At 32.1% G+C, this 26,630-nt stretch carries 25 protein-coding genes and 1 pseudogene; 3 read left to right on the top strand and 23 right to left on the bottom strand.

What is annotated here, in order from left to right; genetic code table 11:
* Positions 1–6 precede the first annotated feature (6 nt).
* From ACWJKE_RS00710 to ACWJKE_RS00680, 7 genes are read right to left on the bottom strand one after another with little or no spacing between them, the layout of a single operon-like run.
* On the bottom strand, positions 7–864 hold the full coding sequence (locus ACWJKE_RS00710; protein ID WP_220285980.1) for an FAD/NAD(P)-binding protein: 858 nt from the start codon (positions 862–864) through the stop codon (positions 7–9).
* Positions 848–1,900: a 4Fe-4S dicluster domain-containing protein gene (locus ACWJKE_RS00705; RefSeq protein WP_253198054.1), complete on the bottom strand. Its 1,053-nt coding sequence runs from the start codon at positions 1,898–1,900 to the stop codon at positions 848–850. Before ACWJKE_RS00705 ends, ACWJKE_RS00710 begins: the two co-directional genes overlap by 17 nt.
* The gene (locus tag ACWJKE_RS00700; protein ID WP_220285981.1) at positions 1,897–2,880 is read right to left on the bottom strand and encodes a 4Fe-4S dicluster domain-containing protein; all 984 of its coding nucleotides are present in this window, start codon (positions 2,878–2,880) and stop codon (positions 1,897–1,899) included. The genes ACWJKE_RS00705 and ACWJKE_RS00700 overlap by 4 nt, the downstream gene beginning before the upstream one ends.
* Entirely contained in the window at positions 2,868–3,332 is a 465-nt protein-coding gene (locus ACWJKE_RS00695) for a hydrogenase iron-sulfur subunit (RefSeq protein ID WP_165412857.1), read from the bottom strand. The genes ACWJKE_RS00700 and ACWJKE_RS00695 overlap by 13 nt, the downstream gene beginning before the upstream one ends.
* The gene (locus tag ACWJKE_RS00690; RefSeq protein WP_220285982.1) at positions 3,323–5,308 is read right to left on the bottom strand and encodes a CoB--CoM heterodisulfide reductase iron-sulfur subunit A family protein; all 1,986 of its coding nucleotides are present in this window, start codon (positions 5,306–5,308) and stop codon (positions 3,323–3,325) included. Before ACWJKE_RS00690 ends, ACWJKE_RS00695 begins: the two co-directional genes overlap by 10 nt.
* Before the next feature lie 47 nt (positions 5,309–5,355).
* Positions 5,356–5,766, bottom strand: a complete 411-nt coding sequence (locus tag ACWJKE_RS00685; RefSeq protein ID WP_216301752.1) for a 4Fe-4S dicluster domain-containing protein — start codon at positions 5,764–5,766, stop codon at positions 5,356–5,358.
* A gap of 19 nt (positions 5,767–5,785) precedes the next feature.
* On the bottom strand, positions 5,786–6,574 hold the full coding sequence (locus ACWJKE_RS00680; protein ID WP_216301751.1) for a CoB--CoM heterodisulfide reductase iron-sulfur subunit B family protein: 789 nt from the start codon (positions 6,572–6,574) through the stop codon (positions 5,786–5,788).
* Between the two features lie 452 nt (positions 6,575–7,026).
* Here ACWJKE_RS00680 and ACWJKE_RS00675 point away from each other — a divergent pair, with 452 nt between their 5' ends.
* Complete coding sequence (locus tag ACWJKE_RS00675) at positions 7,027–7,914, top strand: LysR family transcriptional regulator (protein ID WP_165412853.1); 888 nt, start codon at positions 7,027–7,029, stop codon at positions 7,912–7,914.
* Positions 7,915–8,531: 617 nt separating this feature from the next.
* Positions 8,532–9,017: a DUF4883 family protein gene (locus ACWJKE_RS00670; protein ID WP_462952884.1), complete on the top strand. Its 486-nt coding sequence runs from the start codon at positions 8,532–8,534 to the stop codon at positions 9,015–9,017.
* A gap of 21 nt (positions 9,018–9,038) precedes the next feature.
* Here ACWJKE_RS00670 and folK read toward each other — a convergent pair whose 3' ends face one another.
* From folK to ACWJKE_RS00590, 16 genes and pseudogenes are all read right to left on the bottom strand, one after another.
* Positions 9,039–9,854 carry a 2-amino-4-hydroxy-6-hydroxymethyldihydropteridine diphosphokinase gene (gene folK / locus ACWJKE_RS00665; RefSeq protein ID WP_220285984.1) on the bottom strand — a complete coding sequence of 272 codons (816 nt, stop codon included), beginning with the start codon at positions 9,852–9,854 and terminating at the stop codon, positions 9,039–9,041.
* A gap of 33 nt (positions 9,855–9,887) precedes the next feature.
* Positions 9,888–10,694, bottom strand: coding sequence for a dihydropteroate synthase (folP, locus tag ACWJKE_RS00660; protein WP_220320161.1), 807 nt, complete (start codon positions 10,692–10,694; stop codon positions 9,888–9,890).
* Positions 10,695–10,735: 41 nt separating this feature from the next.
* A complete protein-coding gene (locus ACWJKE_RS00655) occupies positions 10,736–11,242 on the bottom strand; it encodes an HD domain-containing protein (RefSeq protein WP_268064223.1) in 507 nt (168 codons plus the stop codon).
* Positions 11,243–11,427: 185 nt separating this feature from the next.
* A pseudogene (locus ACWJKE_RS00650) lies at positions 11,428–11,962 on the bottom strand (RNA-guided endonuclease InsQ/TnpB family protein); the annotation flags it as partial.
* 12 nt (positions 11,963–11,974) lie between these two features.
* Positions 11,975–12,748 carry an aminotransferase class IV gene (locus ACWJKE_RS00645; RefSeq protein WP_216301748.1) on the bottom strand — a complete coding sequence of 258 codons (774 nt, stop codon included), beginning with the start codon at positions 12,746–12,748 and terminating at the stop codon, positions 11,975–11,977.
* A gap of 73 nt (positions 12,749–12,821) precedes the next feature.
* Positions 12,822–14,171, bottom strand: a complete 1,350-nt coding sequence (gene pabB, locus ACWJKE_RS00640; protein WP_216301747.1) for an aminodeoxychorismate synthase component I — start codon at positions 14,169–14,171, stop codon at positions 12,822–12,824.
* A gap of 9 nt (positions 14,172–14,180) precedes the next feature.
* The gene (locus ACWJKE_RS00635; RefSeq protein WP_216301746.1) at positions 14,181–14,774 is read right to left on the bottom strand and encodes an anthranilate synthase component II; all 594 of its coding nucleotides are present in this window, start codon (positions 14,772–14,774) and stop codon (positions 14,181–14,183) included.
* 146 nt (positions 14,775–14,920) lie between these two features.
* Entirely contained in the window at positions 14,921–16,036 is a 1,116-nt protein-coding gene (locus tag ACWJKE_RS00630; protein WP_462959096.1) for a hypothetical protein, read from the bottom strand.
* Between the two features lie 4 nt (positions 16,037–16,040).
* Positions 16,041–17,258 carry a hypothetical protein gene (locus ACWJKE_RS00625; protein WP_216301744.1) on the bottom strand — a complete coding sequence of 406 codons (1,218 nt, stop codon included), beginning with the start codon at positions 17,256–17,258 and terminating at the stop codon, positions 16,041–16,043.
* A 2-nt stretch (positions 17,259–17,260) separates the two neighbouring features.
* On the bottom strand, positions 17,261–18,124 hold the full coding sequence (locus tag ACWJKE_RS00620; protein WP_216301743.1) for an ABC transporter ATP-binding protein: 864 nt from the start codon (positions 18,122–18,124) through the stop codon (positions 17,261–17,263).
* A 115-nt stretch (positions 18,125–18,239) separates the two neighbouring features.
* Positions 18,240–19,349 carry a sensor histidine kinase gene (locus tag ACWJKE_RS00615; RefSeq protein WP_216301742.1) on the bottom strand — a complete coding sequence of 370 codons (1,110 nt, stop codon included), beginning with the start codon at positions 19,347–19,349 and terminating at the stop codon, positions 18,240–18,242.
* Positions 19,339–20,031: a response regulator transcription factor gene (locus ACWJKE_RS00610; RefSeq protein ID WP_216301741.1), complete on the bottom strand. Its 693-nt coding sequence runs from the start codon at positions 20,029–20,031 to the stop codon at positions 19,339–19,341. Before ACWJKE_RS00610 ends, ACWJKE_RS00615 begins: the two co-directional genes overlap by 11 nt.
* Positions 20,032–20,179: 148 nt before the next feature.
* Positions 20,180–21,535, bottom strand: a complete 1,356-nt coding sequence (locus tag ACWJKE_RS00605; protein ID WP_253198051.1) for a HAMP domain-containing sensor histidine kinase — start codon at positions 21,533–21,535, stop codon at positions 20,180–20,182.
* Entirely contained in the window at positions 21,519–22,208 is a 690-nt protein-coding gene (locus tag ACWJKE_RS00600; protein WP_462959095.1) for a response regulator transcription factor, read from the bottom strand. Before ACWJKE_RS00600 ends, ACWJKE_RS00605 begins: the two co-directional genes overlap by 17 nt.
* A 40-nt stretch (positions 22,209–22,248) precedes the next feature.
* Positions 22,249–24,567, bottom strand: a complete 2,319-nt coding sequence (locus tag ACWJKE_RS00595; protein WP_462959094.1) for an ABC transporter permease — start codon at positions 24,565–24,567, stop codon at positions 22,249–22,251.
* On the bottom strand, positions 24,554–25,222 hold the full coding sequence (locus ACWJKE_RS00590; RefSeq protein WP_462959093.1) for an ABC transporter ATP-binding protein: 669 nt from the start codon (positions 25,220–25,222) through the stop codon (positions 24,554–24,556). Before ACWJKE_RS00590 ends, ACWJKE_RS00595 begins: the two co-directional genes overlap by 14 nt.
* Positions 25,223–25,567: 345 nt before the next feature.
* Here ACWJKE_RS00590 and ACWJKE_RS00585 point away from each other — a divergent pair, with 345 nt between their 5' ends.
* Positions 25,568–26,401, top strand: coding sequence for a PHP domain-containing protein (locus ACWJKE_RS00585; protein WP_462959092.1), 834 nt, complete (start codon positions 25,568–25,570; stop codon positions 26,399–26,401).
* Positions 26,402–26,630: the final 229 nt, after the last annotated feature.

Genomic DNA, 26,630 nt, shown 5'->3' with positions numbered 1-26,630 from the left:
TTTACATTAATATTCATCGGGAAGTTGATCTATTTCATCGCATCTAAATACAGGACCATCTTTACACACATATTTATCTCCGATGTTACAACGTCCGCATTTCCCTACGCCACATTTCATCTTTAATTCCAATGTGGTGTATACCTGATCCTTCTTAAATCCCATTTCTTCAAGCGTTTGAAGAACAAATTTAATCATAATAGGCGGTCCACATACCAAAGCCACTTTATTTGTGCTAAATCCAATCTCTTTAATATAACTGGGAACAAATCCTACATGTCCTTCCCATCCCTCGACTTCTCGATCAACCGTCAAATAAACGTCTGTATTAGACCTTGATGGCCAATTTTCAAAGATGTCTTTTGTCTGGACAAGATCTCCAGGCGTTCTTGCTCCATATAAAATATCTACCTTTCCATAATCGTCTCGATTATCCATTACATAGTTTATAACGGAACGAATGGGTGCTAGTCCTATACCCCCACCGATGAAAAGAAGATCTTTTCCTTTTAGCTCATCCTCTACCGGGAAATTATTTCCATATGGTCCTCTAATACCTATTTCACTCCCAACTTCCAAACCATGTAGATATTCTGTAACTACTCCACATCTTTTTACACTAAACTCCATATAACCCTTTTCTGTTGGAGAAGAAGTGATTGAGAAAATCGCTTCTCCAAGTGGAGGAACCGAAATCATCGCACATTGACCTGGCATATGTTCAAATGATTTTCCACCACCAGGTTTTGTAACCCTAAATGTAGTTACATCGTGTGTTTCTTCCCTAATGTCCACTATTTCAGCTAGTTCTGGCATTAAAGGATTTACATGTTTATGTTCATGTACATTACAATTGCAGCTCATTTTGTCCACCACCTAACTTTTTAATTACTTTAACAATATCCAAATGAACTGGACATTTTTCTATGCACCTTCCACATCCAACGCAAGCGTATACACCATTTTGTTTATTTGGATAATAAACAAGCTTATGCATAAACCGCTGTCTGAACCTTTCCTTTTGCGTTTTTCTGATATTTCCATGAGCCATCAGGGTAAAGTCCGAAAACATACATGAATCCCAGCAACGGAATCTTTCTCCAGATGTATCACCCTTAAAGTCACCAATATCGTAACAATGACAAGTAGGACATACATAAGTACATGAACCACAACCTAAACAACGTTCACTAAGTTCTCCCCAAATTTTAGATTCAAATAACTCCTTAAGCTCTCCCGTTATTTTTTTAGGGTCTATATTTGCTAAAGGAAGATTTTTAACTTTCACTTTTGTAGCCTCTTTCAATGCCTTTAATTCACTTATATCCTGCTCCGTTGCATCTTCTAAAATGTCCTTTAATTTCTCCGTTAAGTTTTCACCTTTTGATGTTTGTGGATTCCAAAGTATGCTATCTCCCATATCCCATGTGTTAACATCTACTTCTTTAGAAGCTGTCTGTGGTTCTATTCCAAATGAACTACAAAAGCAAGTTTCCTCTGGATCAAAACAGGCCATAGAAACGATGGTTCCTTTTTCTCGTCTTTCCTCGTATAAAGCATCTACAGGATCAACGAGGAATACATTGTCAAGTAGCTTAAAGCTCGCTGCATCACAATGTCTCACACCAAATAGTACATAGTCCTCTTTCTTTCCTCCTACATTTTCTAGTTCAAGTTTCTTTCCATCTCTTTTAAACTTTAAGTAGGTTTCACTTTGGGGGAAAATAAAACTTTTTGGTGAAATATTAGTTTTCAGTTTTTCTACATTCACCGTATCTCCTTGTTTCCACAGGTTGAAGTTTACATCTCCATCCACTTCAATAGGCAAAAACAATTCATAGGATTTATCAATCATACTAAAAAGCTGCGAAAACTGATTCTTTAATATTTTCTTCATCATTTTTTCCCACCTCCATGCGATGTAAAGGAATCACTATCATCCAGTTTATACATTCCGATTGGGGCTTGTTTAGATGGATCTACCCCTGCATCATATTCACCGTAAAGTTCATTTATATCTTTCATAATTTTACTATTTAATAGGTGAAGTGGGATATTTGCTGGACATACTCTGCTACATTCTCCACAGTCCACACAACGACCACCAACGTGATAAGCCCTAATAATATGATAAAACTGCTCTTCACTATCTAATTTTGCTTTACCTGATACGTCTGCCTTATCATTGTCAAAAATACATTTTACACAATTACATGCAGGACATATATTACGACAAGCATTACATCTTATGCATTTTGAAAATTGAGCAGCCCAAAAATCAGATCGCTGCTTATCTGTTAGGGATTCAAGTTTTTCCACATCTTTAAATCGTTCTAGTGGATCCACTTCTCTCCCTACAAAGTCCGACATCAACTGGTCATATACTACAGGATTCGGCTGTCTACATTTAATGCATTTGTCATATTCAAATTCACTTGCTGAAACCTTCTTTTCACCATCATTTTTCACAAATATAATTTCATCCCCAGATCTTTTCACGCTTAGAATGCCTTTATTTAACCCTCCTTTTTTTACTTTTTCTGGATCAATCATACCAGAGCAACTTACTCCATAGACCACAACCTTCGCGCGGTCTATTCTGTTATCATTTATCAGTTGGTTAAATCCAAGAGAATCGCATCCTTTTAAAAATATACCTACTTTTTTATTGTCCTTTAATTCCTTAAGTAAATATTTACTTAGGTTATTAACACAGAAGCAGTCCCATATTAAAGAATCTACTTTACCCGCTTCTGTAATAAATACGGGATAGGAATCATCAAAGGTATCTCCCTTTTCCCATCCTATAATTTTTTCTACTTCCCCATTTTCTAGGGCAAGTTTTGCGGTCGCTCTTATTTTTTCAGTTATCTTATCCATCTTTCATCCCTCAACTTTCTATTAGGACCAAGTTTATGAACTTTCTCTAATACATCATTCATAACGCTTGAAAATTTTTGTCCCTCTGCTGCTGAAATCCAATCCACTCTAAAACGTTCTTTTTCTATTCCCATAAATACAAGTAAATTTGTCAAAACTGAAAAACGTCGTCTTGTATGATAGTTTCCACTTGTATAATGACAATCCCCTGGATGACAACCGGCAATTACTACGCCGTCAGCTCCATGTTGGAATGCTCTGAGTATGAAGTTTTCACTTACTCTGCATGAGCATGGAACCCGAATAATTTTAACATTGGCAGGATATGCTAATCTGCTTGTTCCTGCTAAATCTGCTCCTGCATAACTACACCAGTTACAACAAAAGGCTACAATTAAGGGTTCAAATTTATTTTCATCTATTCCCTCGATTTTTTCGGCTTCTATCGACATATGGCATCCACCTCCGCTAAAATCTGTTTATTTGTAAATCCTTTAAGATCAATGGCACCAGGGCGACAAGCTACTGTGCATCCACCACAACCTTGGCAAAGTGCTTCATTTACCTTTGCAACTATTTTTGTAATTGTTTTCCCGTTCTCTTTAACTTCAATTGTACTTGATGAAATTGCATCATATGGACATATTTTAGTACACGCAAGGCATCCACTACAAATTGATTCATCTACTTCTGAAACACAAGGATTGTTAACCAATTTATCCTTACTTAATACCCCAATTACCTTTGCTGCTGCAGCACTAGCTTGTGCCACCGTTTCTGGGATATCTTTTGGTCCTTGGCATGCTCCCGCTAAATATATTCCTGCAGAATGAGTTTCCACTGGACGAAGTTTTGGATGAGCCTCTGTAAAGAAATTATTTGTATCTGTACTTATACCTAATATCCTTTTAATTGTAGTTGCATCGTCTTTGGCCTTAGTCGCCGCTGCGAGCACTACTAAATCTGCATCAATTTGAACTGTTTCTCCAGTCGAAGCATCAATAGCATTAACTTGAAGATTCTCTCCATTTGGAAAAACTTTACCAACCATACCTTTAATATAATGAACACCATATTCTTCAACAGCTCTTCGCTGGAACTCTTCAAAGTTTTTCCCTGGTGTACGAACATCAATATAAAAAACATAGGCTTCCATATCGGGATAATGATCCTTGAGTAACATTGCATGTTTTGCTGTATACATACAACAAATTTTAGAACAATAAGGTTTACCCCTAGAAGATTTGTCCCTTGATCCCACACATTGTATAAACACTACTTTTTTAGGCACTCTATGATTCGATGGACACACAAGATGGCCTGCTGTTGGCCCTGCAGCATTTGTTAATCTCTCAAATTCAAGAGATGTAATTACATCAGGGTGCTCACCATACTGATATTCTCCAAATTTATCTAAACCTATAAGATCATAACCTGTGCATACCACTATAGCCCCATATTGTTTTGTCATTTTAGTATCTTCCTGAGAAAAATCAATGGCACCCGCTGTACATACTTTTTCGCAAAGTCCACATTTCCCTGTTTTAAACTTGATACACTGTTCTCTATCTATAACAGGTACGTTTGGCACAGCCTGAGCAAAAGGCATATAAATAGCTCCTCTGTTATTTAAGCCTTCATTAAATTCATTTTTAGCTTTTTTTGAAGGACATTTTTCAGCACAAACGCCACAACCAGTACACTTGTCCATATCTACACTTCGTGTTTTTTGGTTAATGGTTGCTTCAAAGTTTCCCACATATCCCTTAACTGACTCTAGCTCACTGTAGGTGTATATGTTTATATTTGGATGAGACGCCGCATCTACCATTTTCGGTGTTAAAATACAGGCAGAACAATCCAATGTAGGGAATGTTTTATCTAGCTGAGACATTTTCCCACCAATGCTTGGTGACTTCTCAATGATATCCACTTGATAACCAGCCTCAGCAATATCAAGAGCCGTTTGGATTCCTGCAATTCCTCCACCAATAATAAGTGCCCTTTTCGTTACATCTATTTCACCTGGTACAAGTTCGCTATTTAATGTTGCTTTAGCCACTGCAGCCCTAACAAGCGCTATGGCCTTCGGGGTTGCTATCTCTTTATCTTTATGAATCCAAGAACAATGTTCGCGAATATTTGCAACTTCTAATAAATAAGGATTTAATCCCGCTGCCTTTGCCGCTTTTCGAAATGTTGCCTCATGCATTCTAGGAGAACATGATGCTACCACAACTCGATCTAATTTTTGCTCTTTTATCGCATTCTTAATCAAATTCTGGCCTACTTCGGAACACATATATTGATAGTCTTTAGCATATACAACTCCAGGCATTTTTTCAGCTTCTTTTATAACTTTATCAATGTCCACGGTAGCTGCTATATTGCTTCCACACCAACAAACAAAAACTCCAATTTTCTGCAATTTGATTCCTCCTTTAAAATAACAGTATCATTATTTTTTTGTAAAAATTATTTATTATACTTTCTAAATGCACTTACAATTGCCTGCTGGGGCATTTTATCATCTATTTTTCCAAAGACCTCTTCAGCTTTTATTCTGTTTTCTCCTGTACGTCTAAGGATTATAAGCCTAACTGCCTCTAAAACGTTTGCAATATCTATATTCCTAGGACAACGCTGGGAACATGTAAAACATGATGCACAAGACCAAATGGTTTTACTCTCTGTAACCTTGTCTAATTCTCCTGTCTGAAGTAATCTTATGACCTGATGAGGCAGGATATCCATACCTTCACTTGCAGGACAACTTGCTGAACATTTCCCACATTGGATGCAATCTTGTATCCTCTGCCCACTAATTTGAGAAATTTGATCTAACTCTTTTAATTTTTTGTCAGAATATATTTTCACTCTTTTCATTGCACTATCCCCTCCTATCTTATTTGACACCTAACGCTTCTGCTAAAAGCTCCGTGAAATAGCTGATAGATAGTTTATTTTTGGCCCCATCATTACTAATTTCTAGATTATATTTACAAAGTGGGCATGCAGTAACAATTTCTTCTACATCATTTTTTACAGCTGATTGAATTATAGTATTTGTCATCTTATTTACAAGATCCTTTTGATCTAAACAAAGATACCCTCCACAACACTCCGTTCTATAAGGATATATTACAGGAGTTGCACCAATGGCTTTTATAAAATCTTCTATAATAGAAGGGTTTTCTGGATCATCAAAATTCATTGTTCCACTGGGACGAAGTAGCAAGCATCCATAATATGCACCAATTTTACGGTTAGTAAGAGGATTTGTTACTTTTTTAGCGAGTTCATCAAATCCTATTTCATCCCTGAGCACCTCAAGATAGTGAAGGACTTCCGTCTCTCCCGCGTATGCTTCTGTTAGCTCCAAGTAATTGTTAACCTTTGTTCTTATGTCATCTTTGGTCCTCATATCTTCATTGACCCTTTTAATCACGTGATGGCATGCTGCACATAAAGTAACTAGTTTTTCACCTTTGTCCCGTGCTCCTGCTAGGCTTCTTACTGAGGATAATTTAGTAGCTATTTCATCAGTGGCCATGGGATATACAGCACCACAACACTGCCACTCCTTTTGCTCTTCTAACTCAAACCCCAAAACGTTTGCAGCATCCAGTGCAAACTTTTCTAATTCCTGAGCTTTCGTCTTTAACGTACAACCTGGATAATAACTATACTTCATATTTATTCATCTAGACTTTAAACAAACGAACAAGTCTAGATTTACACCTCCCTTCGACTTTGTTAATATTTCAACACTTATTAATAGAATAATATGGCATTTATCTTTTTAACATTTATGATTTTAAAAAAACAGTGGTGTTTATTTAATTTATTGATAAAGCTATAACAAATGTTATTCTAAATTAAAAAAACCATTAAACTATGATATAATGGTCTAAGCTTATAAAAGAGTGGAATATACGTTGTGAATTTAAAACGATTACAGTATTTTATCCCTTTAATCATGTTAATATTTTTACATTTATTAAAAAGAAGTACTGCTTTTCTCTTTTTAACATTTATGTTATTTTATTTAAATCCTTGTTAAAACTATAACACACGTTGTTATAAATTAAAACTATCATTTAACTATGATATAATAGTTAAAACTTATAATTAGGGGGATATGTTATGGAATTAAGACAGTTAGAGTATTTTCAAATGGTATGTCAATTAAATAATATTACACAAGCTGCCAAAAAACTTTATGTAACTCAGCCTTCTATTACCAATTCTATCAAAAATCTAGAAAAGGAACTGTCCATTGTGCTCTTTGACCGCTCTAAAAAACAGCTTTCCCTCACAGACGAAGGCAAAATCTTCTTAAAAAGAGTAGATGATATTTTAAGACAAGTAACCAATGCCGTTGCAGAAATGAAGGATTGCCAGGATCTTAAAAATGTGATCCTGACAATAGGTATCCCTCCACTGATCAGTACTTTTATATTTCCAAAAGTATTTATTGACTTCCAAAAATCACATCCAAATATTAAACTCAATATTTCGGAATATGGGTCCCTTACAACAAAACAAATGGTAGAAAATGGAGACCTTGATTTAGGTCTGATTATCATCGATTCCTCCGATAAGTCCCTAGCTTCCCTTCCCATTTTAAATAGTGAGCTCTTCGTTTGCTTAAAAAAGGAACACCCTTTAAGCAAACAACCAACCATTACATTTAAAGATATTAAGAACGAACCTATTATCCTACTAAAAGAAGGCTTCTACATCAGACAAAAGATATTAGAATCTTTTAATGAATGCAATATTCAGCCTAATGTTATTTTATCATCCACCCAATTAGAAACCATCAAGGGCCTTATTACCAATGGGGTTGGCATTTCTTTTTTACTAAAGGAAATTGTTGAAGATAATGAAAATATAACAAAAGTTCCATTTAGTACTGCTATTCCCATAAAAATTGCTCTCGTTTGGAAAAAAGATCGTTATCTATCCAACGCTTCAAAGGCATTTATTGATTTCTTAATTACAAACCCCATAACCCCTCTTAAGAGTTAATATTAGCTACGAATAATTTTATAATATAATTAATTACATAATTTAAGATGATAGTGAACTACCCCCCCCTTTAGATGCACTAAAAATGAATATGCTCTGATCAATGTAAATGAAGAGTATATTATTGAGTATAAGTGGAATCGCCTTAAACCAACTGTCGGAAAATTGGACAGTATAATAAAACCTCGATCCTACAAGAAATAATAAGATGTTATATGGAACAAAAATGAAAAAACCACCTGGCTTCAGGTGGTTCTTTCATTTTTGTTTTGATTTCTTAAAGCCTTTAGATAATTATATATATATGAGTTCTTTTGAAATCAATATATTTAACGAACCCTTTTTAATTTTTTTCGTCACCATATAAATATTAAAATATCCAAACATTACTATTTTGTGTACTAAAAGATAATTAATCAACATATTTTATTTAAAGGAGGTTAACTTATCTCCTAGGGAGCTGAACTGTCGTTAAATCATCTCCTGCGGAGCTGCATTTACGACTTCAGAAGGCGATTTATACTCCCACTGAAGTTTTATTTTTACTATAGTATGGAACTCTCACTTATAGAAATGGGAGACTTCCCTTCTGAACTGTCGTTAAAGGATGTGGTTATTTGAGTATTAATAAAAGCAAATGTGTTTTACTCGTAATTTGTGTGTTTTTTTCTTTAAGTCTCTTCGGCTGTAGATACAATTTTGATAAAAGCATTTTTATAAAAAGTAAACCAAACAATTTTTACTATACCAAGTTATTAATGAAAGATTTATCTCTAGAAAAGCCTACTGAGCATTATGCTCTATATATGAATTTTTATAAGAAGAAAGATTTTTCCAATGAGGATTTATCTTCATTCACCAAGTTTTTTAATTCATTAAATAATGATAGTTTCATAGATAAGCCAGCGAACTTACCAGATAAACCAATATATAAGATATTTTTAACCTTCAGCAAAAATAAATATATGATAAATGTCTATAACGAAAAATTCATTTCCATATATCCCTGGGATGGCTCCTACAAAATGGATTACATTGATACAAGTAAAATGTACAAAGCCTATAATCTTTATGGATTATGCAAATACCTTATACCTAAATAAGGTATTTGTTTTTTTATCCGGTTATTCCTTTAAGGATGCCTTGATTTCAATTATAGATTTATTTAAAATTGGATGCATAACATAAGGTGCTATATCACACAGTGGCTCTAAAACAAACATTCTTTCCTGCATTCTTGGATGAGGCAATATTATTTCATCTAAAGAACTAATAATATCATCATACAGTAGTACATCCAAATCTACTGTTCTAGGACCCCATCTTATAACTCTCTCCCTTTTTAATTCTTTTTCTATAGATAGCAGGAATCTTACAAGCTCTAATGGATTTAAAAGTGTTTTTATTTCAATAGCACAATTTAAGAAATCATCTTGCTCTAGATATCCTACTGGCTTAGTTTCATAAAATTTTGATGTTTTTGTTATTTGGGTATGATAAGAATTGTTTATAAGCTCTAATGATTCTTTCACATTTTTCTCTTTGTCCCCCATATTTCCACCTATACCAATATACGCTGTATGCCATTTTCTATCTATTTCTACCGCTGCATATTGAAGTGGTTTTCCAATAGGCGCCCAAGGTTTTTTTATTTTAACCTTTACTCTTTGAACTAAATCATATTTTAAGAGTATAAATTCAGCTAATTTTTCTGTAGCTTTCTCTATTAAATCATAACTTTCCTTATTAAATTCTTCCTCAACCAATTGACAAAGCTCACCATAATGAACCGTCCTAGTTAAATCATCAGTGATGCCTGCCTCTCTTAAACTAAGGAAAAGCTCCAATGAAATTAAAAAACGTTGTCCTAAGGTTTTTTCTTCCTTAAAGACACCATGGTGTCCGTAAACCTCTAAATCTTTTATATACATTTTGTCCATAGTATTGTCTCCTTTATAAATAAGGGTGTTTTCTTAGCTTCTACATATAGCATCTGTCATAACGCAAACCCTTTTATTCTCTAATACATCGTGTACCCTTATAAATTCGCAGCCCTTCATTATTCCAATAGTTGTAGTTGCAAGTGTTCCCTCAAGCCTATCACTTGCAGGTAAGTCTAGTGCAAACCCTATCATGGATTTTCTTGAGGTTCCTAGAAGTACAGGATACCCTAAACTATTTAGCTTTTCCAGGCTATTCATAGTTTTTAAATTATCTTCATAACTTTTTGCAAAACCAATGCCTGGATCCAAAATAATATTTTCTTTTTTAACTCCTGCTTTTAGTGCAATTTGGATACTTTCTTCCAAATCATTAATTATATCACAAACTAAGTTAGTATAATTTTTATTATCTCTATTGTGCATTAAACAACAAGGCACATTATACTTAGCAGCAACGCTTGCAATATATGCGTCCTTCTTAAACCCCCATACATCATTAATCATTGCTGCCCCTGCCTTTACTGCAAGCTCTGCAACTCTGCCTTTATATGTGTCCACAGAAATTGGGACGCTTATTTCCTTCTTTAAAGCCTCTATAATAGGTACTACCCTTTTAATTTCTTCTTCTTCACTTACGGGGTCATGTCCAGGTCTTGTGGATTCGCCACCAATATCAATAATATCTGCCCCGTCAGCAACCATTTTTTTCGCATGATTTATTGCTGAGCTAATATCCCTAAATTTTCCGCCATCAGAAAAGGAATCAGGAGTTACATTTAAAATCCCCATTATGTAAGTTCTTTTTCCTATTTCAAAATTTCGGTTTCCTATTTCCATAAACTTCCTCCTCATAATCTCATTCACTCTCAACTGTATTCCTAGTATGTTACCTTCAAATTCCTCTTCTCTACTGGCCATTTACAGCCATCAATAGCTTCGCAATTAAAACAATTTCTTGAAAGCTTGTCACACTTATATAATACATCACTTAAACTATTTAAATTTTCAGTATTGCTTCTATGTTTTCCTATAGCCTCTAGAATCTCATCTATTTCCTTAGCACTATATTTGCACTGCTTTAATATGTTTTTAGCAATTTCCTGGCTAGCAATATCATGAGGTGTTCCATTTTCATATTCTTCTCCCCGACCTATATCATGCAAAAGTGCAGTTGTATAAATTATGTGTTTTGGTATATTCAAATGCTTTTCTAAACTCATTATGTACATAAGTCGTGCCACGTCTAAAAAATGCTGCATATCATGCAGGCAAAAGTCTCTATGTTCTTCGAAGTTTTCTATCTTCCTTAAATTATACACAAAGCTATAGTTTTCTATAATAAGATTTATTTTATCATTCATTAAATTATTATCTATAATTTCCACCGTTGCCAAAAATCTATATAAATCTATAAATATTGTTTAATTCCCTGTTCAACGTGTCCGATTTTGCAATCTTTTCAGATATGCTACTTTGGTTTATATAACACTCCAAGGGCTTAAATTCCCATACAACGCATGGTACATATTAGTAGTATCGTTTAAGTGATTAATTATCATCTGCGATGCTATTAAACTACTAATTCATATCTACTTAGATTGATACTTGCATTATAATCTCTATCTATAACACAGCCACATTCCTCGCAGATATATGTTCTAACTGATAATGAAAGTTTTGGCTTTATATGACCACACTCACTACAGGCTTTTGATAAATGTCTATTTTTCATCATTCCTTTTATATTAAGTGTTTCCATAACAACTCTTGAAGGCTTGGTTTTCACTATCATATTCGTTGCTTGGTGATTATGATTACTTCTTATATTAGTTATTTTTCTATGAAGTAATTTAATCTGCTTTTCGATTTTTATAACATTACTTGTTTTGACAAACTTACTCCATTCTTTATTTTTAGGTATTTGCAAGATACCCTACGTTGTAATCTACGTAGCCTTTTTTCATGTTTTTTACACTTTTTGTTTTGTTAATATTTTTAAATGTCATTCCATTGGAACATATAGCAAGGTCTTTTATTCCGACATCTATCCCAATGCTCTCACTTGTTAATGCTACTATTGGTTGTTCTTTTTCTATTCCAACTGATTTAGGGTAGCCTTATTCCTTATGATTTTCTACATATCTATCATAATACCTTTTTATTTCAGATACAACTGTGCTTTCATTCACAACTTTATCTTCGATCTTATTCACCTTCATTATACCCATAATACTATTAGTTATAAAAACACCCTCAGCTTTCATTAATTCTTCTAATGTAAACTCGCCTTCTTGTACAATAAATCCTATAGGCAACAAATTTCGAATAATAAAATCTCGTACTATACCCGGTAATAACCCACATTTAATCTTTGGTGTAAATATAATTCCATTCTTGATGAAAAATATATTGCTTACAGCTCCCTCACTTATAAATCCCTCTGTGTTTAGAAATAGTGCTTCATTGTACCCTTTATCTATAATTTTATCTCGTTCAATTATGTTTTCAATGTAGTTGAAGGATTTCACATATGTTAAATTTGAATGCGCATTTCGCCTAACCTCACTTAATCCTAATGCAAACCCTTCATCATAATCACTTTGTTTATAGGCCATTTCTCTTTTAGTAATTATAGTGTTTTTCTCAGATACCATAATTTTGAGCACGCAGTTTTTACAATTGAGTTTTTGAGTAGCAGCATAAATTTCTGTTTCAGTAATTTTTTTATTTACGTTTAGTGTGTTAAGCCCTCTATTTAACCTTTCTATATGCTCAGCTAGAAATAATGGTTTTTCTTTAACTAATATAGTCTCAAATGCTCCCCTTCCAAATGAAAACCCACTATCTAAGGATATCTTATCCACACTTAATTCACCATTTACAAATATCATAATACCCCCTTAGGTTCCACCCATGTGACACGTGGCAAATTCTATAATTTAGTTTACAACTTTATTCACCAGCCTATAAGACTCGCATTAACGCTTTTGCTTTATCTAAGGTCTCATCATATTCACATTCTTCATTGGAATCCCACGTTATTCCACCACCTACACCAAAATAGGCTTTATTGTCTTTTATTAAGATCGTTCTAATAATTATATTCAAATCTACATTTCCGTCAAACCCTAAATATCCAAGCGCGCCCGTATATATGTTTCTACGCACAGGCTCTAATTCCTCAATAATTTCCATGGAGCGTATTTTAGGTGCTCCTGTTATGGACCCTCCTGGAAAACAAGCTTTAATGCATTCTAGTGAGCTTACCGGCTCTTTTAATTCACCTACTACTGTAGATACTAAATGAAATACTGTACTGTACTCCTCTAATTTAAAAAGTTCCGTTACTTTAACTGAACTCGGCTTACAGACTTTACTTAAATCATTTCGCTCTAAATCCACCACCATTAGAAGTTCAGACTTATCTTTTTCGCTATTTATAAGTATGGTTTTATTTTTAAGATCTTCCCCTGCATCCATCCCTCTTGGCATAGTTCCTTTTATAGGTCTAGTTTCTACCATTCTATTTCTAATCCGCAAAAATCTTTCTGGAGAAGAACATATTATATTAAAATTTTCAAAATTCATAAATGCAGCAAAAGGAGCTGGATTTATATTTCTTAGATCTTTATATATTTCATATGCGCTTTTACGAGTGTTACAACTAAATCTTTGAGTTAAATTCGTGATATATATATCTCCACTTTTTATATAAGCTCTTACCTTTGATACAGTATTTATATAATTGTTCTTTTCAAAGTCCGACGTAAATTTATTCTTTATAACTCCTACTTTTTCATATACAATTTTATTGCCCTTTTGTATACGCTGCCTAATACCTTCAATACTGTCTTTCTGAGATTTAAGTATTCCTAGCGCAGATATATAAATACTTTTCTTAAAATTATCTAAAATTATAATGTTATCATAAAAATTATAATAGCAGTGAGGTATATCTACATCATCCTTTGCTATATTGGGTAGCTCTTCAACTTCCCTAGCCAGGTCGTAGGAAAAGTATCCTATACCGCCAGATACAAAAGGCAGCCCAGTATTATTTTCTATAGCGTATTCTTCAATAATTTTATTTAACTCTTCAAATGTATCCCCTATATATACTTCTTCGCCCTTATAGCACGTACCATTTTTACTTTTAAAGGTTAAAAAGCAGTTAATCCCTATAAAAGAATATCTTCCCAACGTTTTCTCGTCTCTAGCACTATCCAATAATATAGTATTTAAATCTTCTTTAAATAGTGAATATATTTCAAACCCATCCAGTTTTGTGTGAACTTTTTCAATTAGTAGTTCCATTTTTTCTCCTTAGCCTTTAATAACATTATTTTTAATTCTAACTTCATCGATAAAATTTTTAAGAATCTCGTGTCCATATTCAGTTAACTCTGCTTCAGGGTGAAATTGTACACCTTCAATAATATAATGCTTATGTCTTATTCCCATTATAACTCCATCCTCAGTTTCACTAGTTATTTCTAATACCTCTGGTAGAGATTCTCTCTCTATTACTAATGAATGGTATCTTGTAACCTTCATTGGACTCACGATATTCTTAAACACATATTTTCCACTATGCTTTATTTCAAATACTTTCCCATGCACTGGTTCATTTCCCTTAATAATTTTAGCACCAAACACCTTACCAATAATCTGATGACCTAAACATATTCCCAAAATAGGTATGCTACCTTTAAAGTTTTCTACTATTTCCATGCATTTACCTGCATATTCAGGAGATTTTGGACCAGGTGAAATGATTATTCCTTCGGGTTTAATTTTCTCAATATCCTCAAAGGAAATTTTATCGTTTCTATATACTAATATTTCCTCACCTAGCTCTTCAAAGTATCTAACTAGGTTGTATACAAATGAATCATAGTTGTCTATCATCAAAAACATAAACTATCTCCTATTCTCTTATAATTACTTATATTATATCAAATAGTTTGCGTAAAATCATTAGGATTAAAATCAACTTTCATTGTTGGTTGTAGGCGTGTGCCTATGAGTAATTATATCATATAAGATTTTCTAAAATGATTTAATTATATTTCCTCTCTGCAAACTGCATGACTAAGCAACATACCGAATGCAATAAACACCAAAATCATACTTACCATAACTGCATATGGTCTCCAAATCCCCATGTCAAACTGAAATCCAGACACTTCATTTATAATTTGTGATGATGCCAGTGGCAATGCATTTAAGATAAATTGGGAAAATTTCCACGGAACCTTAATAAATAAAGCCATGATGATATAGAAAATATTTATTCCTATTCCTATTGATGTAGCAAGGTTTGTACTTGCTATTTTGTAGGATATCCATCCCATAATAGTTGTTAACGATAGCACCCCTAAAAGTTCACTTACAAACATTAAGAGTATTCCACTTCCTAATGTAGCGTTACCTATAGAAAATAATGCAAATACCTTTAAACTACTCTTTAAAGTCTGAAGTCCAGTAGCTGAACCTAAAATTAATACGCTGCAAAGTGTTGCTGCCAAAGTTAAAAGCAAACCATATATCATAACAGGAAGAAGGCGAATGCCCATCATCCTTTTGCCAAAAACTGTTGCATGCATAATTTCCATACTACCGTCTTCCATGCTATCAGAATAGGTGGATGCCGCAAAAAATGTTACCATAAATATAATTATTAGATAAAGAATCTTAAGAATATTAAAGCTTTCAGTCCAAAGATAATAGCCTTCATATTGATAAAAAGGTGTTTTCACCTTATCTAGTTCTTCCAATGCTTTTGCTTGATTTTTTTTAGGTATTTTTTCTATAAGTGCAGTAGATTTTTTTCCCCAACACGCATAAAAATTTTTGGCATAACAATCAGGAAATTCGGTTAGTTTATCTTCAGTGTATAGTATTCTGGGATAAGAATAAACTAACCGACTTATAAAATCTATGAGTGGGTTATATTTTATTTCATCTGACCTTTCGTCCCGCACTTTTTCTAGACCTAGCCATAATTTATCTTCAGTCATTTCACCAGCATATACAGACTCTTCTTTAATGACTTCATGTAGATTTTCATTTATTGCTATAGTGCGTATATTTAATACACATGTAAGCAAAAGTAGACCTATTATTGAGAAGAAAACATATCTTGTAAAAAGGCGACGCTTTAATTCTTGATATATCATCTCCTTACCTCCTTCTATAGTTAAGTGTTGTAAAAATGGTACTAAGTAAAAATATAATTGAGCTTGCTATGAGCAAAATGGATGGCATCCATAGAGTCTTCCCTAAAATTGTAATGAATGGAAATTCTGTAGATTGTAAATATGAAAATACTATTCCTCCTGGTATAATCATCTTAATTATATCCATATTTCTAGAGTGACTAGTGATAGATACGCCTAAAATAAAAGAACCTAATATTGTAAGTATCGAGAATTGGATGGCTTTTGAGGATTTTTTAGATATAGATGAAATCCAAGTAGAAAAGCTTGACACTATTAAAATTCCTATCCAGCCTATGATAAATACATTTCTAAGTAAGTCACCTTGAGTATATGGAAGAAAACTTCTACTTGAAACCTGTATTGAAGTATTTAAAGCATCAGCAGGTAATAAGTACTTTAATAGCAAAACATAAAGACCAACTCCACAAAGATATATAATAGATGCCATAATTAAAGGTATACTAATTTTTGCTATAGTGAGGTTTTTCCTGCCTTTTGCTGTAGTAGTTATAATTTCATCCATTCCATTTTCTTTATCATTGGTTATTATGGAACTTGAAAAAACCCCTAACATAACCATAAGTACAAATGAGAAAAATGCAATATGCACAATTCCAGCGTTCCATTGCATAAATCCAGTGTAATAAGTATAAGGTTTTTTCACTTTATCCAATAGAGAGAGCGCTAAGGTCTTTTCATTTTTATTAAGTGCATTTTTATCAATATAATTACCATAGAATAAATCTTCATTTTCATAAAAATTCATTCCTGCATCCTTAGGAATATGCAAAAGGTCACTTGCTGATTCTCCTATCATAGTTTTCAAGCGAAACTCCTGGAGAATTAATTGGTCAGCATAGACAGTATATTTCAACAAGTCTTTAGTAATTACTACATCCCTGTCATTATCACCTTTTAATGACTTTAGAAAAATATCACAGCCACTTTGAAATTTATCTAAAGTCATTTTACCTTCAGTGCCTACTCTATCCTTACCTGCTGCTTCTATTGCTGATCTACCTTTATATTCTTTGTAAACTCCTTGCTGCAAAAAGTCTTCAGTAGCTCCCCCTACAATAAACCATGTCCATAATCCTGCCAAAGCAATTGCAATTAAAACATATGTTAGAAGCCTTTTAAAATTTAGTTGTCTTTTTAACTCTTGAAAAAACACATCCATTTTTATACCTCCTTAACTTTTGAAAGGTAAAAATCATTAAGAGAAGGTGAAACTAATTTACTATTTTTTAATGGAACATCTGCAACATAACGAATTGAAACCTTCCCACTAGATTCATTACGAAAATTCATAATTTTATATTCATTTTCTAGCCGTGAAAGTTCATTTTCATCAATAACAGTCTCAAACACATTACCATCAAGTGTTTCAATTAAAGAATGAGCTTCTCCTGCTGCAATTACTTTACCTTTTTCCATAAGCACAAGGAAATTAGCAATAAATTCAATGTCTGAAACAATATGTGTAGATACAATAATGATTTTTTCTTTGCTTATTGCAGTTAAATACTTACGAAATTTGTTTCTTTCCTCAATATCTAAACCAGCAGTTGGTTCATCTACAATTAAAATATCAGGATCATTTAACATAGCTTGACATATTCCAACTCTACGCTTCATACCTCCGGAAAGTTTATCAATCTTTTTCTTTCTAACTTCTGATAAATTAAATTCATTTAATAATTCACTGATTCTTTTATTTCTAATTTCTTTATTAAGCCCCTTTAAAGTTCCAATATAATGAAGAAAATCTTCAACAGATTGATTTTTATCATATCCAAAGTGCTGAGGCAAATATCCTATTTTATCTAGATACGAATCCTTAAGGCTGGCGATATTTACATTGTCTAACATTACTTTACCCTTACTTGGAGTTGTATTAGAAGCTAGCATTCTCATTAATGTTGTTTTCCCCGCACCATTTGGTCCTAAAAGTCCCCAAATCCCTGGAGTAAATTCAAGATTTATATTATCAACAGCCTTTAAATCTTTAAACTCCTTAGAAATATTATAAGCAAATAATTTCATATTTTTTTCCTCCTATTTAAAGCAAAAGCAATAAAAAACCTTTCTTCTATCTTCAGTATAACTGGGATAAAAGAAAGGTTTATTCATAAATTATTTAGTATTTATAAAGATTTTATTAAGAATTGGGTAGAGTAATAATAAACACAGTATGTCCATCCTGACTTTCCGCGTCTAAAGAGCCCTGATGCTTTTGTACAATTTCTCTTGCAATAGCCAAACCAAGTCCTGCCCCGTTTGATTGACTTCTTGACTGATCTCTTCGATAAAACTTTTCAAATATAAGTTTTAATTCCTGCTGACTTATTACGTCACCATCATTTTCTACAAACAATTGCATACTACATTTTCCCATTTCGGCCTTTATTTTTATGACAGAATCCTTGTGGCTATATGCTATAGCATTCTTTAATAAATTGTTTAACACCCTGGCAAATAGTGATCCGTCGGCATAAATCTTAATACTCGGAGTAAGGTTTATATTAAATTTTAAGTTTTTCTCCTTAAGTAAAGGATATAGTTCCTCAGTCAACTGTTCTAGGAAAAACTCTGCATCTAGTATACTTTTATTCAAAGGGATTTCCTGAAGACTAAAGCGAGTAATATCAAAAAACTGATTCGTTAACTCTTCCATTCTATAGGATTTTACCAAAAGTTTCTTTATATACTCCTTACGAACCTCCTCTGGTACCTCAGATTCATCTAAAATTGTAAGATAGCCAACGATGCTTGTTAATGGAGTTTTTAAATCGTGTGCTAAATAGGTTACAAGGTCATTTTTCTTGCTCATCTCCATTAATATCTCCTGCTTCACAAGTTCATTCTCATGTCTAATTTCATTTATCTCAAAATCAATTAGTTTTAGTTCTTGAACTTTTTCAGGTACCTCTCCCTTGCTGAGCAAAGATATTCTTTGCTCTAACTGAGTTATTATCTTTTTTCGCTGCTTATTTTGTGAGTATCTTGATGTAAAGTAAACAACCATCTCTAAAAGAACAAAACCTCCAATAACCATATTCTTCAATATATCTCTAAGTCGTGGCCAATAAAAGGTTCCCCTGGTATGATCCATGCCAACAAACAATACCTTTTCTCTATCAAATAATATTTGCCTTTCAAAAAATTCTGCCACAGTTCCTTCTAATTTTAAATCAATAAATAACATTAATCCTATAAATATAAAAAAAGCTAAAATATAATAATTCCATTTCCATTTTTTAATCTTCAATGATATAGCCTACCCCCCAAACAGTTTTAATATATTCCGGATGTTCAAAAGACTCATCCATTTTTTCTCTTAAGTTTCGAATATGAACTGTTATTGTATTTGTTGATTTTGAATAATACTCATCCTCCCTCAACAAATGAAATAGCTTTTCTCCATTTAAAACATGTCCTTTGTTTAGTAGTAATATTTCAATAAGGTTAAATTCTGTAGGTGTTAGTTTTAGTTCCTTGCCATTTAAATTAACATGCCTACTATTTTTATCTAAGATTAACCCTTTATAATATATAGTATTATCATCTTCCTTTGTACCTTCCCCATACTGCTTGTATCTCCTAAGCTGAGCTTTAACCCTTGCCATAACTTCCAAGGGATTAAAAGGCTTAATCATATAATCATCGGCACCATAAGTAAGACCTATTATTTTATCTTGATCCGCTGTTTTTGCAGTGAGCATTATTATAGGAAATTTGTATTTAGTGCGTATATTTTTACAAATGTTTAGCCCACTTATATCTGGCAGCATTAAGTCCAAAACAACTAAATCTACCTCTTTATCTTCAAGAACTTCAAAAGCTTTCTTACCATTTTCAGCTTCCCATATTTCGAAAGATTCAGCTTTTAAATAGATTTTTAATATATCTCGAATATCTTTATCATCTTCCACAATCAAAATTCTCTCCATTTAATTCCTCCATGTGTTTATATTAAAAAGTTTATTATATTCTCAGTTCCATTTAAACATATATAGCGTCACCTGACCTAATAGTATTATATCAATAATCCCAATAAAATCATTGATTTTAACATAAATCGGAAATTTTAACTTGCTATTATTTTATAAATAATTTAAATACTACCTCTTCCTTTTCTTTAAAACCTTTTATAATTCCTTCATGAAGCTTTACAATATCCTTTACAATAGACAACCCTAAACCACTACCCTCCTCATGCCTAGACTTGTCCTTTTTATATAATCTTTCAAAAAAACTATCCACTTCTGCTTCTGAAACTGTCTCTCTAGGAACATTACTCACGCAAAAAACTCCATAGCTTATGCTATTTAGTTCTTCTTTGAAAATTTTAATTTTCACTACAGTATTTATTTTAGAGTATTTTAAAGCATTACTTATGATATTATTAACTGCCCTACCAATCAAATCAGGATCACCATTTATGTAAACAGGCTCCTTTGATAGCTCCACTTCTAGTTTTAATGAGTTCTCATCAAATCCACTTGCTTCATCCTCGAATATCTGTCTTCCCAATTCATTTAGCTCTAAGTTTTCAAAATTTAATATTATATCCTTTGATGTTAGTTTTGAATATTGAAAAAAGTCCTCCAGCATAGTTCTAAGATATACACCCTTACGTTCTATGATGCTTATATACTTACTTAGCTCTTCCTTAGAATTGTATTTGTCCTTCTTAAGAATATCAATATATCCAAGTATTGTTGTCAGAGGAGTTCGTAAATCATGTGAAATATTGGTGAGAAATTCGCTTCTTTTTCTATCTTCTTTTTCAAGTTCAGATGCCATAAAGTTAATACCTTCTGCAAGCTCTCTTAATTCGTTGTTATAGTGAATGGGTACTCTGTGAGATAAGTTCCCTTTGGCTATAATTTGCACTGAGAATTTCATTTTTGAAATATAGGATACCCTCCCCCAAACTAATATAAAAAAGATTATTACAAATCCTATTAAGGCCCAAACCAACATCATCGTGTCAGCACTTCCATATCCAAGATAAACGTAATATAAGAAGTATCCATCCTTTAAATAATCACAGCCATATATTTTAAAAGTGTTTTCATCTTTTCTTAAAATAGAATATTCCCGCATGCCATCTTTAATCTCATTCTTATCTATGACTTGTACTCCTTTGTTACTTCCAACTATAACATTACCCACTTTATCTACTATATAGAAACTGTACCCTAGGTTAGATGCATATTTATTATTTATAAGTTTCTCCAATTCTATATGACTACTAAGATTACTGCTTTCCAGTTCCTTCTCTAATCCCTTAACACACTTAGAATACATATTATTTATCCTAAGTGTAGGATTTTTATTATAAATTCCTACTCCCATATTTTTTATCATTGCGGAACTCAATAATGAAATCACAAAAGCAATTAATGCTATAATAACTAACTCACCCTTAAGCTTAACAATCCCTTTCAACTTTATACCCCATTCCCCAAATAGTTTTTATATACTTACCCACTTTAACCTTATCACCTAATTTATCCCTAAGGTTTCTCATGTGTACAATAACGCTGTTATCATTTTCTAAAAATGTATCCTTCCATATTTGCTCATACAGCACTTTGGTTGAATATACTCGTCCCTTATTTGAAGCTAAGGTGCTTAAAATCTCAAATTCCTTAGGGGTTAACATGATTTCTTCCCCAAATCTTTGTACTGTATGTTCTAAAAGATTTATTTCTAAGTCCTTTATTTTTAAAATACTATCTATAGCCACATTACTATCTGATGTTCTTTTTAATATTGAAAGAACTCTTAATGATAATTCTGTAAAGTCAAAGGGCTTAACTACATAGTCATCGCCTCCCTTAGTAAATCCCTTTATTTTGTCCATTTGTTCACCTTTAGCAGTTAACAGAATTACAGGGGTATCACAAAACTCCCTCATTTTGGCTAACATTTTATAACCATCCATTTTAGGCATCATAATATCTAATAATATCAGGGAAAAGGCCTTATTTTTACTAATTATTAAACCTTCCTCTCCATCACAGGCGCAATCAATTTCATAACCTTCTCTAGAGAAATAATTACCTAACATTTCTCTTATGTCTAAATCATCATCCACAATTAATATATTTTTCTGCATTTTACCACCTATCTTTAAGTTTTTTCTTAATTATACCATTTTAGTTCTCTCTTAAAAACTCATAAGAATTATATTTTATCATAGTGATAAACGGATAGATGAAGGTAGCCGCAGTGAGAGTTAGGCTACAAAGTAATAATACAATCAAGTCCCATAAAGAATATACTGCATTAATTCCTAGTAGCTTAAATAACAACTTTGAAACCGAAACATAGAAGCCATAAGACAGAACACATGACACTATGATAAGTATGCTTCCTTTAAAGATGTAAACTTTTGATATAAACCCTTTTCCTAGGCCTAAAGCTCTTATTACCGTTTCTTCTTTTCTTTCTTCTAGAAACGTAATGTTCAAAAGATTAATATTAAAAATTAATGATGCAAACACTACCATAAAAGAAAGTGCTTTGAATATATTAAGAAATTTCCCTATATATGTTGACATAGCGCTACCTAGAATATCAATTGATATAACAGGACTGTCCCCTAGTTTATCCATCCATTTAGTGCCGTCAGCTTTAATGTAAAATTTAGAATCATTGCTATATCCACGATAAGGCAGTAGAATGCACATACTATCTATAATTGAATTATCATAAACGCCCTTTATTTTTATATTTACTGTTTTATCTTTATAAGATATGTGAAGTATATCTCCAACCTTTAACTTATTTTTCTTTTGGTACTCAGAAGTAATCAAGCACCCGTCTTCTCCGTCAAAAAGTTTTTCACCTTCCACCATTTTAAACTCCAGCTTGTAATCTTCCTTTTTTATTTCTATAAAGGCAATTAATTTTAGTTTAATATTATTGTTTATGACTTTACCTGTTGAATTATAATTTTTAATATACCCTTCAACCCCATTTTCTTTTGTAAGAACACTTTCCAGATTTAAGTTTTCTTTAGAAGGCAAAATATAGTTATATGGCAGCGCTGTAGCTAAAGATTTATTCATGCTATTTTTAACATTGTTGTTTAGATTTAATGTGATCATAATAAATACTAGAGTAATAGAAAAACTTACAGTAAGCAAAATAAATGTTAAAAAGTTTTTCTTCATATTTTTAAAGGAATACATTAATAATTGACTTCTGTATTGAATCGAAGAAAAAATCTTCATCAATACTGCGCTTGCAATCAAAAATATTAAAATGATACATATTATACCTAATGAGGTTGCAAAATTTACAGAACTTCCTATATAAACCGAGTATACGAATAGCATTACAGGTATTAATAATATGAGGTAGATAAATATACGCTTTTTTACTATCCCATTCTTTTCTTCATTTTCTCTTAGAAGCCATAAACCTTTTAAATCATCTATTATTAATAAAGGTATATTTGAAAACATCTCGAAGAATAGTGTATTTATAATAATTCCTTTTGAAAATATCCGCAATTCTTCTATAAAACCTATACTTTGAGGAATATAATTCATTTTTAATATGAAATTGGATATTAAAATAGTGGTTAAAACAGATAAGATTACGGGCAATAAAACTATAATAGATAATTCCATTCTTAGAGCATTTTTTATATCCTTATTTTTAAGGGATAAAAGCTTCATAATAGATATATCTCTTTTTCGTCTTATTATGAGCATTATTGAGGTCGTTATTATTACTATTGAAGATAGTATATACCCCATAGTGGTCAATATTCCAAAAGAAGCAAATTGTACATCTGTCTCACTTTTAAGCGTTCGCTCTTTATCCTTTATTGAACTATACATATATCCATCTTCCTTAGACTTTATACGCTGTTTCAACTCTTCTCCATCAGTATTTCCTTTGATATAAATTAAATTACCCTCACTGCCACTGACACTTTCACTTATTTTTCCGTAACCAATTATCGTTTCATCATTAGTTACCCCTTTAGGAATTGTTTCTATTTCTTTAACAGTATAGGCTTTTGTTCCCCCATCAGTTTTTATATTAATTTTATCTCCGATTTTAACAGCAAGATTCTTTGCCATAGATGAATCCAAAATTATTTCATCCTTCTTAATGTTCTGCTCACCTAATATCAAATTAGCGTAAAATTTACTGCTTTTACTGTTTTGAAAAAAGGCAGGAGTAGTTTTTTTATAAGTAACCTTATAACCCTCTTTTTTTAATATACTTATTGCTTCATTAAAATCTTTAGATTCATAAAATGACTTTATAAATAAATCCCCACCGTTAGCCTCCTTTATACTTTTCTTATTGTATTCATTTATATTTGCCGAAATAATAGGAGCAGTAATGGATAACGTTATAGTAAGCAATATAGAGATCATGGTGAATAATAAAATCAACTTTTCCTTTCTCAAATTTTGCAAATTGTATATTTTAAAAATCTTAAGCCAGTTCATTCAAAACACCATCCTCAAGGAAAAATTTTCTATCTCCCAAAGAGCCTATTCTTTCATCATGAGTTACTATAGCAAGGCAGCAACCACTTTCCGCTTTAACCCTCATTAAAAGTTCAATAACCCTTTTACCATTTTCAGAATCTAGAGCACCTGTAGGTTCATCACATAGTATGAATCTAGGACTGTTAACAAGTGCTCTCACTACAGCTACTCTTTGGGCTTCTCCACCAGAAAGTGAGGTTGATTTAGCATTTTTCTTATCTAACAAGCCTACCTTTTTTAATAAAGCTTCACATTTTTCTATTTTCTCTTTTTTACCTTCTTTGCTATCCATAGCTAACAATAAATTTTCTAAAGGTGTCAAACCCGTTATTAAATTAGAATTTTGAAAAATAAGTCCGATATTTTTACGTCTTAATACCTCTATTTCTTTTTCTTTCTTACCACTGACAATCTTATTGTCAAAAAAGACTTCACCAGTGCTTGAAGTTTCAAGCATTGACAAAATATATAGAAGTGTAGACTTTCCACCTCCTGAAGGACCCATTATAGTAATAAAATCCCCTTCCTCGATTGCCATGTCTATATTTTTTAGAACCTCCTGCTCCATATTTTCGCGTTTATATTTTTTATTCACAGCTTTTAATTGAATCATATAAGTACCCTCCAAATTTTTATAATTGTAATCAAGTCACATTTACAATTATAAAATATGAAATGTATGAAATATATGTTTTAAACATAAGTAAATTATAAAGATTAGTTATACGAGTAACTATCTCGCAGGCTACCACCTATACAATTGCAAATAAAAAGAGCCTAACATTTAATAAATATTGAATAATAATTATTATTTATTATAATCCCCTTTTAATATTCACCAATATTGGTTAAAATGGTATTAGGCACATAAAAATAAACAGGCTAGAATAGACTCGTATACTGTCTTGTTATTTATTTTTATGTAACTTATGCTAAACTTTAAATTTGAGGTGATTATATGTACAATCGAGGTGATTTCCATCTTCATACAAATGCGTCTGATGGAAAACTAAGTCCTAAAGAACTAATTCATGAAGCGTCTTTAAATGGTTTGGATATTATTGCAATAACAGATCATGACACAACTTTAAATGTTGAGGAAGGAATCAGAGAAGGTCTAATTGAAAATATAAGGGTAATACCTGGTATAGAACTATCTACTATTTATAATAACGAAAGCATTCACATATTGGGTTATTTTAAAGATGATAAATATAAAGATGTTGATTTTCAAAATTTCTTAAAAGACATAGATGATTTCAGAATATTAAGAGCTAAAAAAATAGTGGAAAATTTAGATACGTTTTTCAAAATAAAACTAGACTATCAAAAAGTTTTAGATGAAGCTAAAGGAGTAATAGCTAGACCCCATATAGCTAAAGCCATAATTGATGCTGGTTATAAATATGATTGGAAATATATATTTGATAATTTCCTTTCAAACAGTAGCCCTGCATATGTACACATTAAGAGAATTTCAACAGCCGATGGTATAACTATATTAAAAAAAGTTAATGCATTAGTTGTACTTGCACACCCTGTTCTAATTAAAAAATCAACCATAGATGAAATGCTAAGCTTAGATTTTGATGGTATTGAAGCAGTTTACCCAATAAATACAAAAAAGCAAAAATCACTATTAAAGTCAAAAGCTAAAGAATATGGCAAGTTAATTACTGCAGGTTCAGATTTTCATGGAATTACAACCTCAGATACCAGTCATGGCGTCGTTGGTTCAGTTTCCTTAAGCCATAATGAACTAGCTACCTTTGTAAATGCCTTAGAATCATAAAAGAAAAAAAGTATATATTACTATTAATGCAATGCATTAATAGTAATATATACTTTTTTTACGCATAAAAATATTTGTTATTTATTTTGATACCCTATTATGCAGTTATGCTAATATGTATATAAGAAGGATGGCAGGTAAAGTAATAATAAATCTCAATATTACCTACCAAAAAGTCTTTTAGCCGGTAGGCTGCAGATGTGGTAGATATGCTTTGAATTTAATATTC

The sequence above is a fragment of the Clostridium sp. CM036 genome, from assembly GCF_055081135.1.
This window is presented reverse-complemented; position numbering and strand designations above follow the sequence as displayed.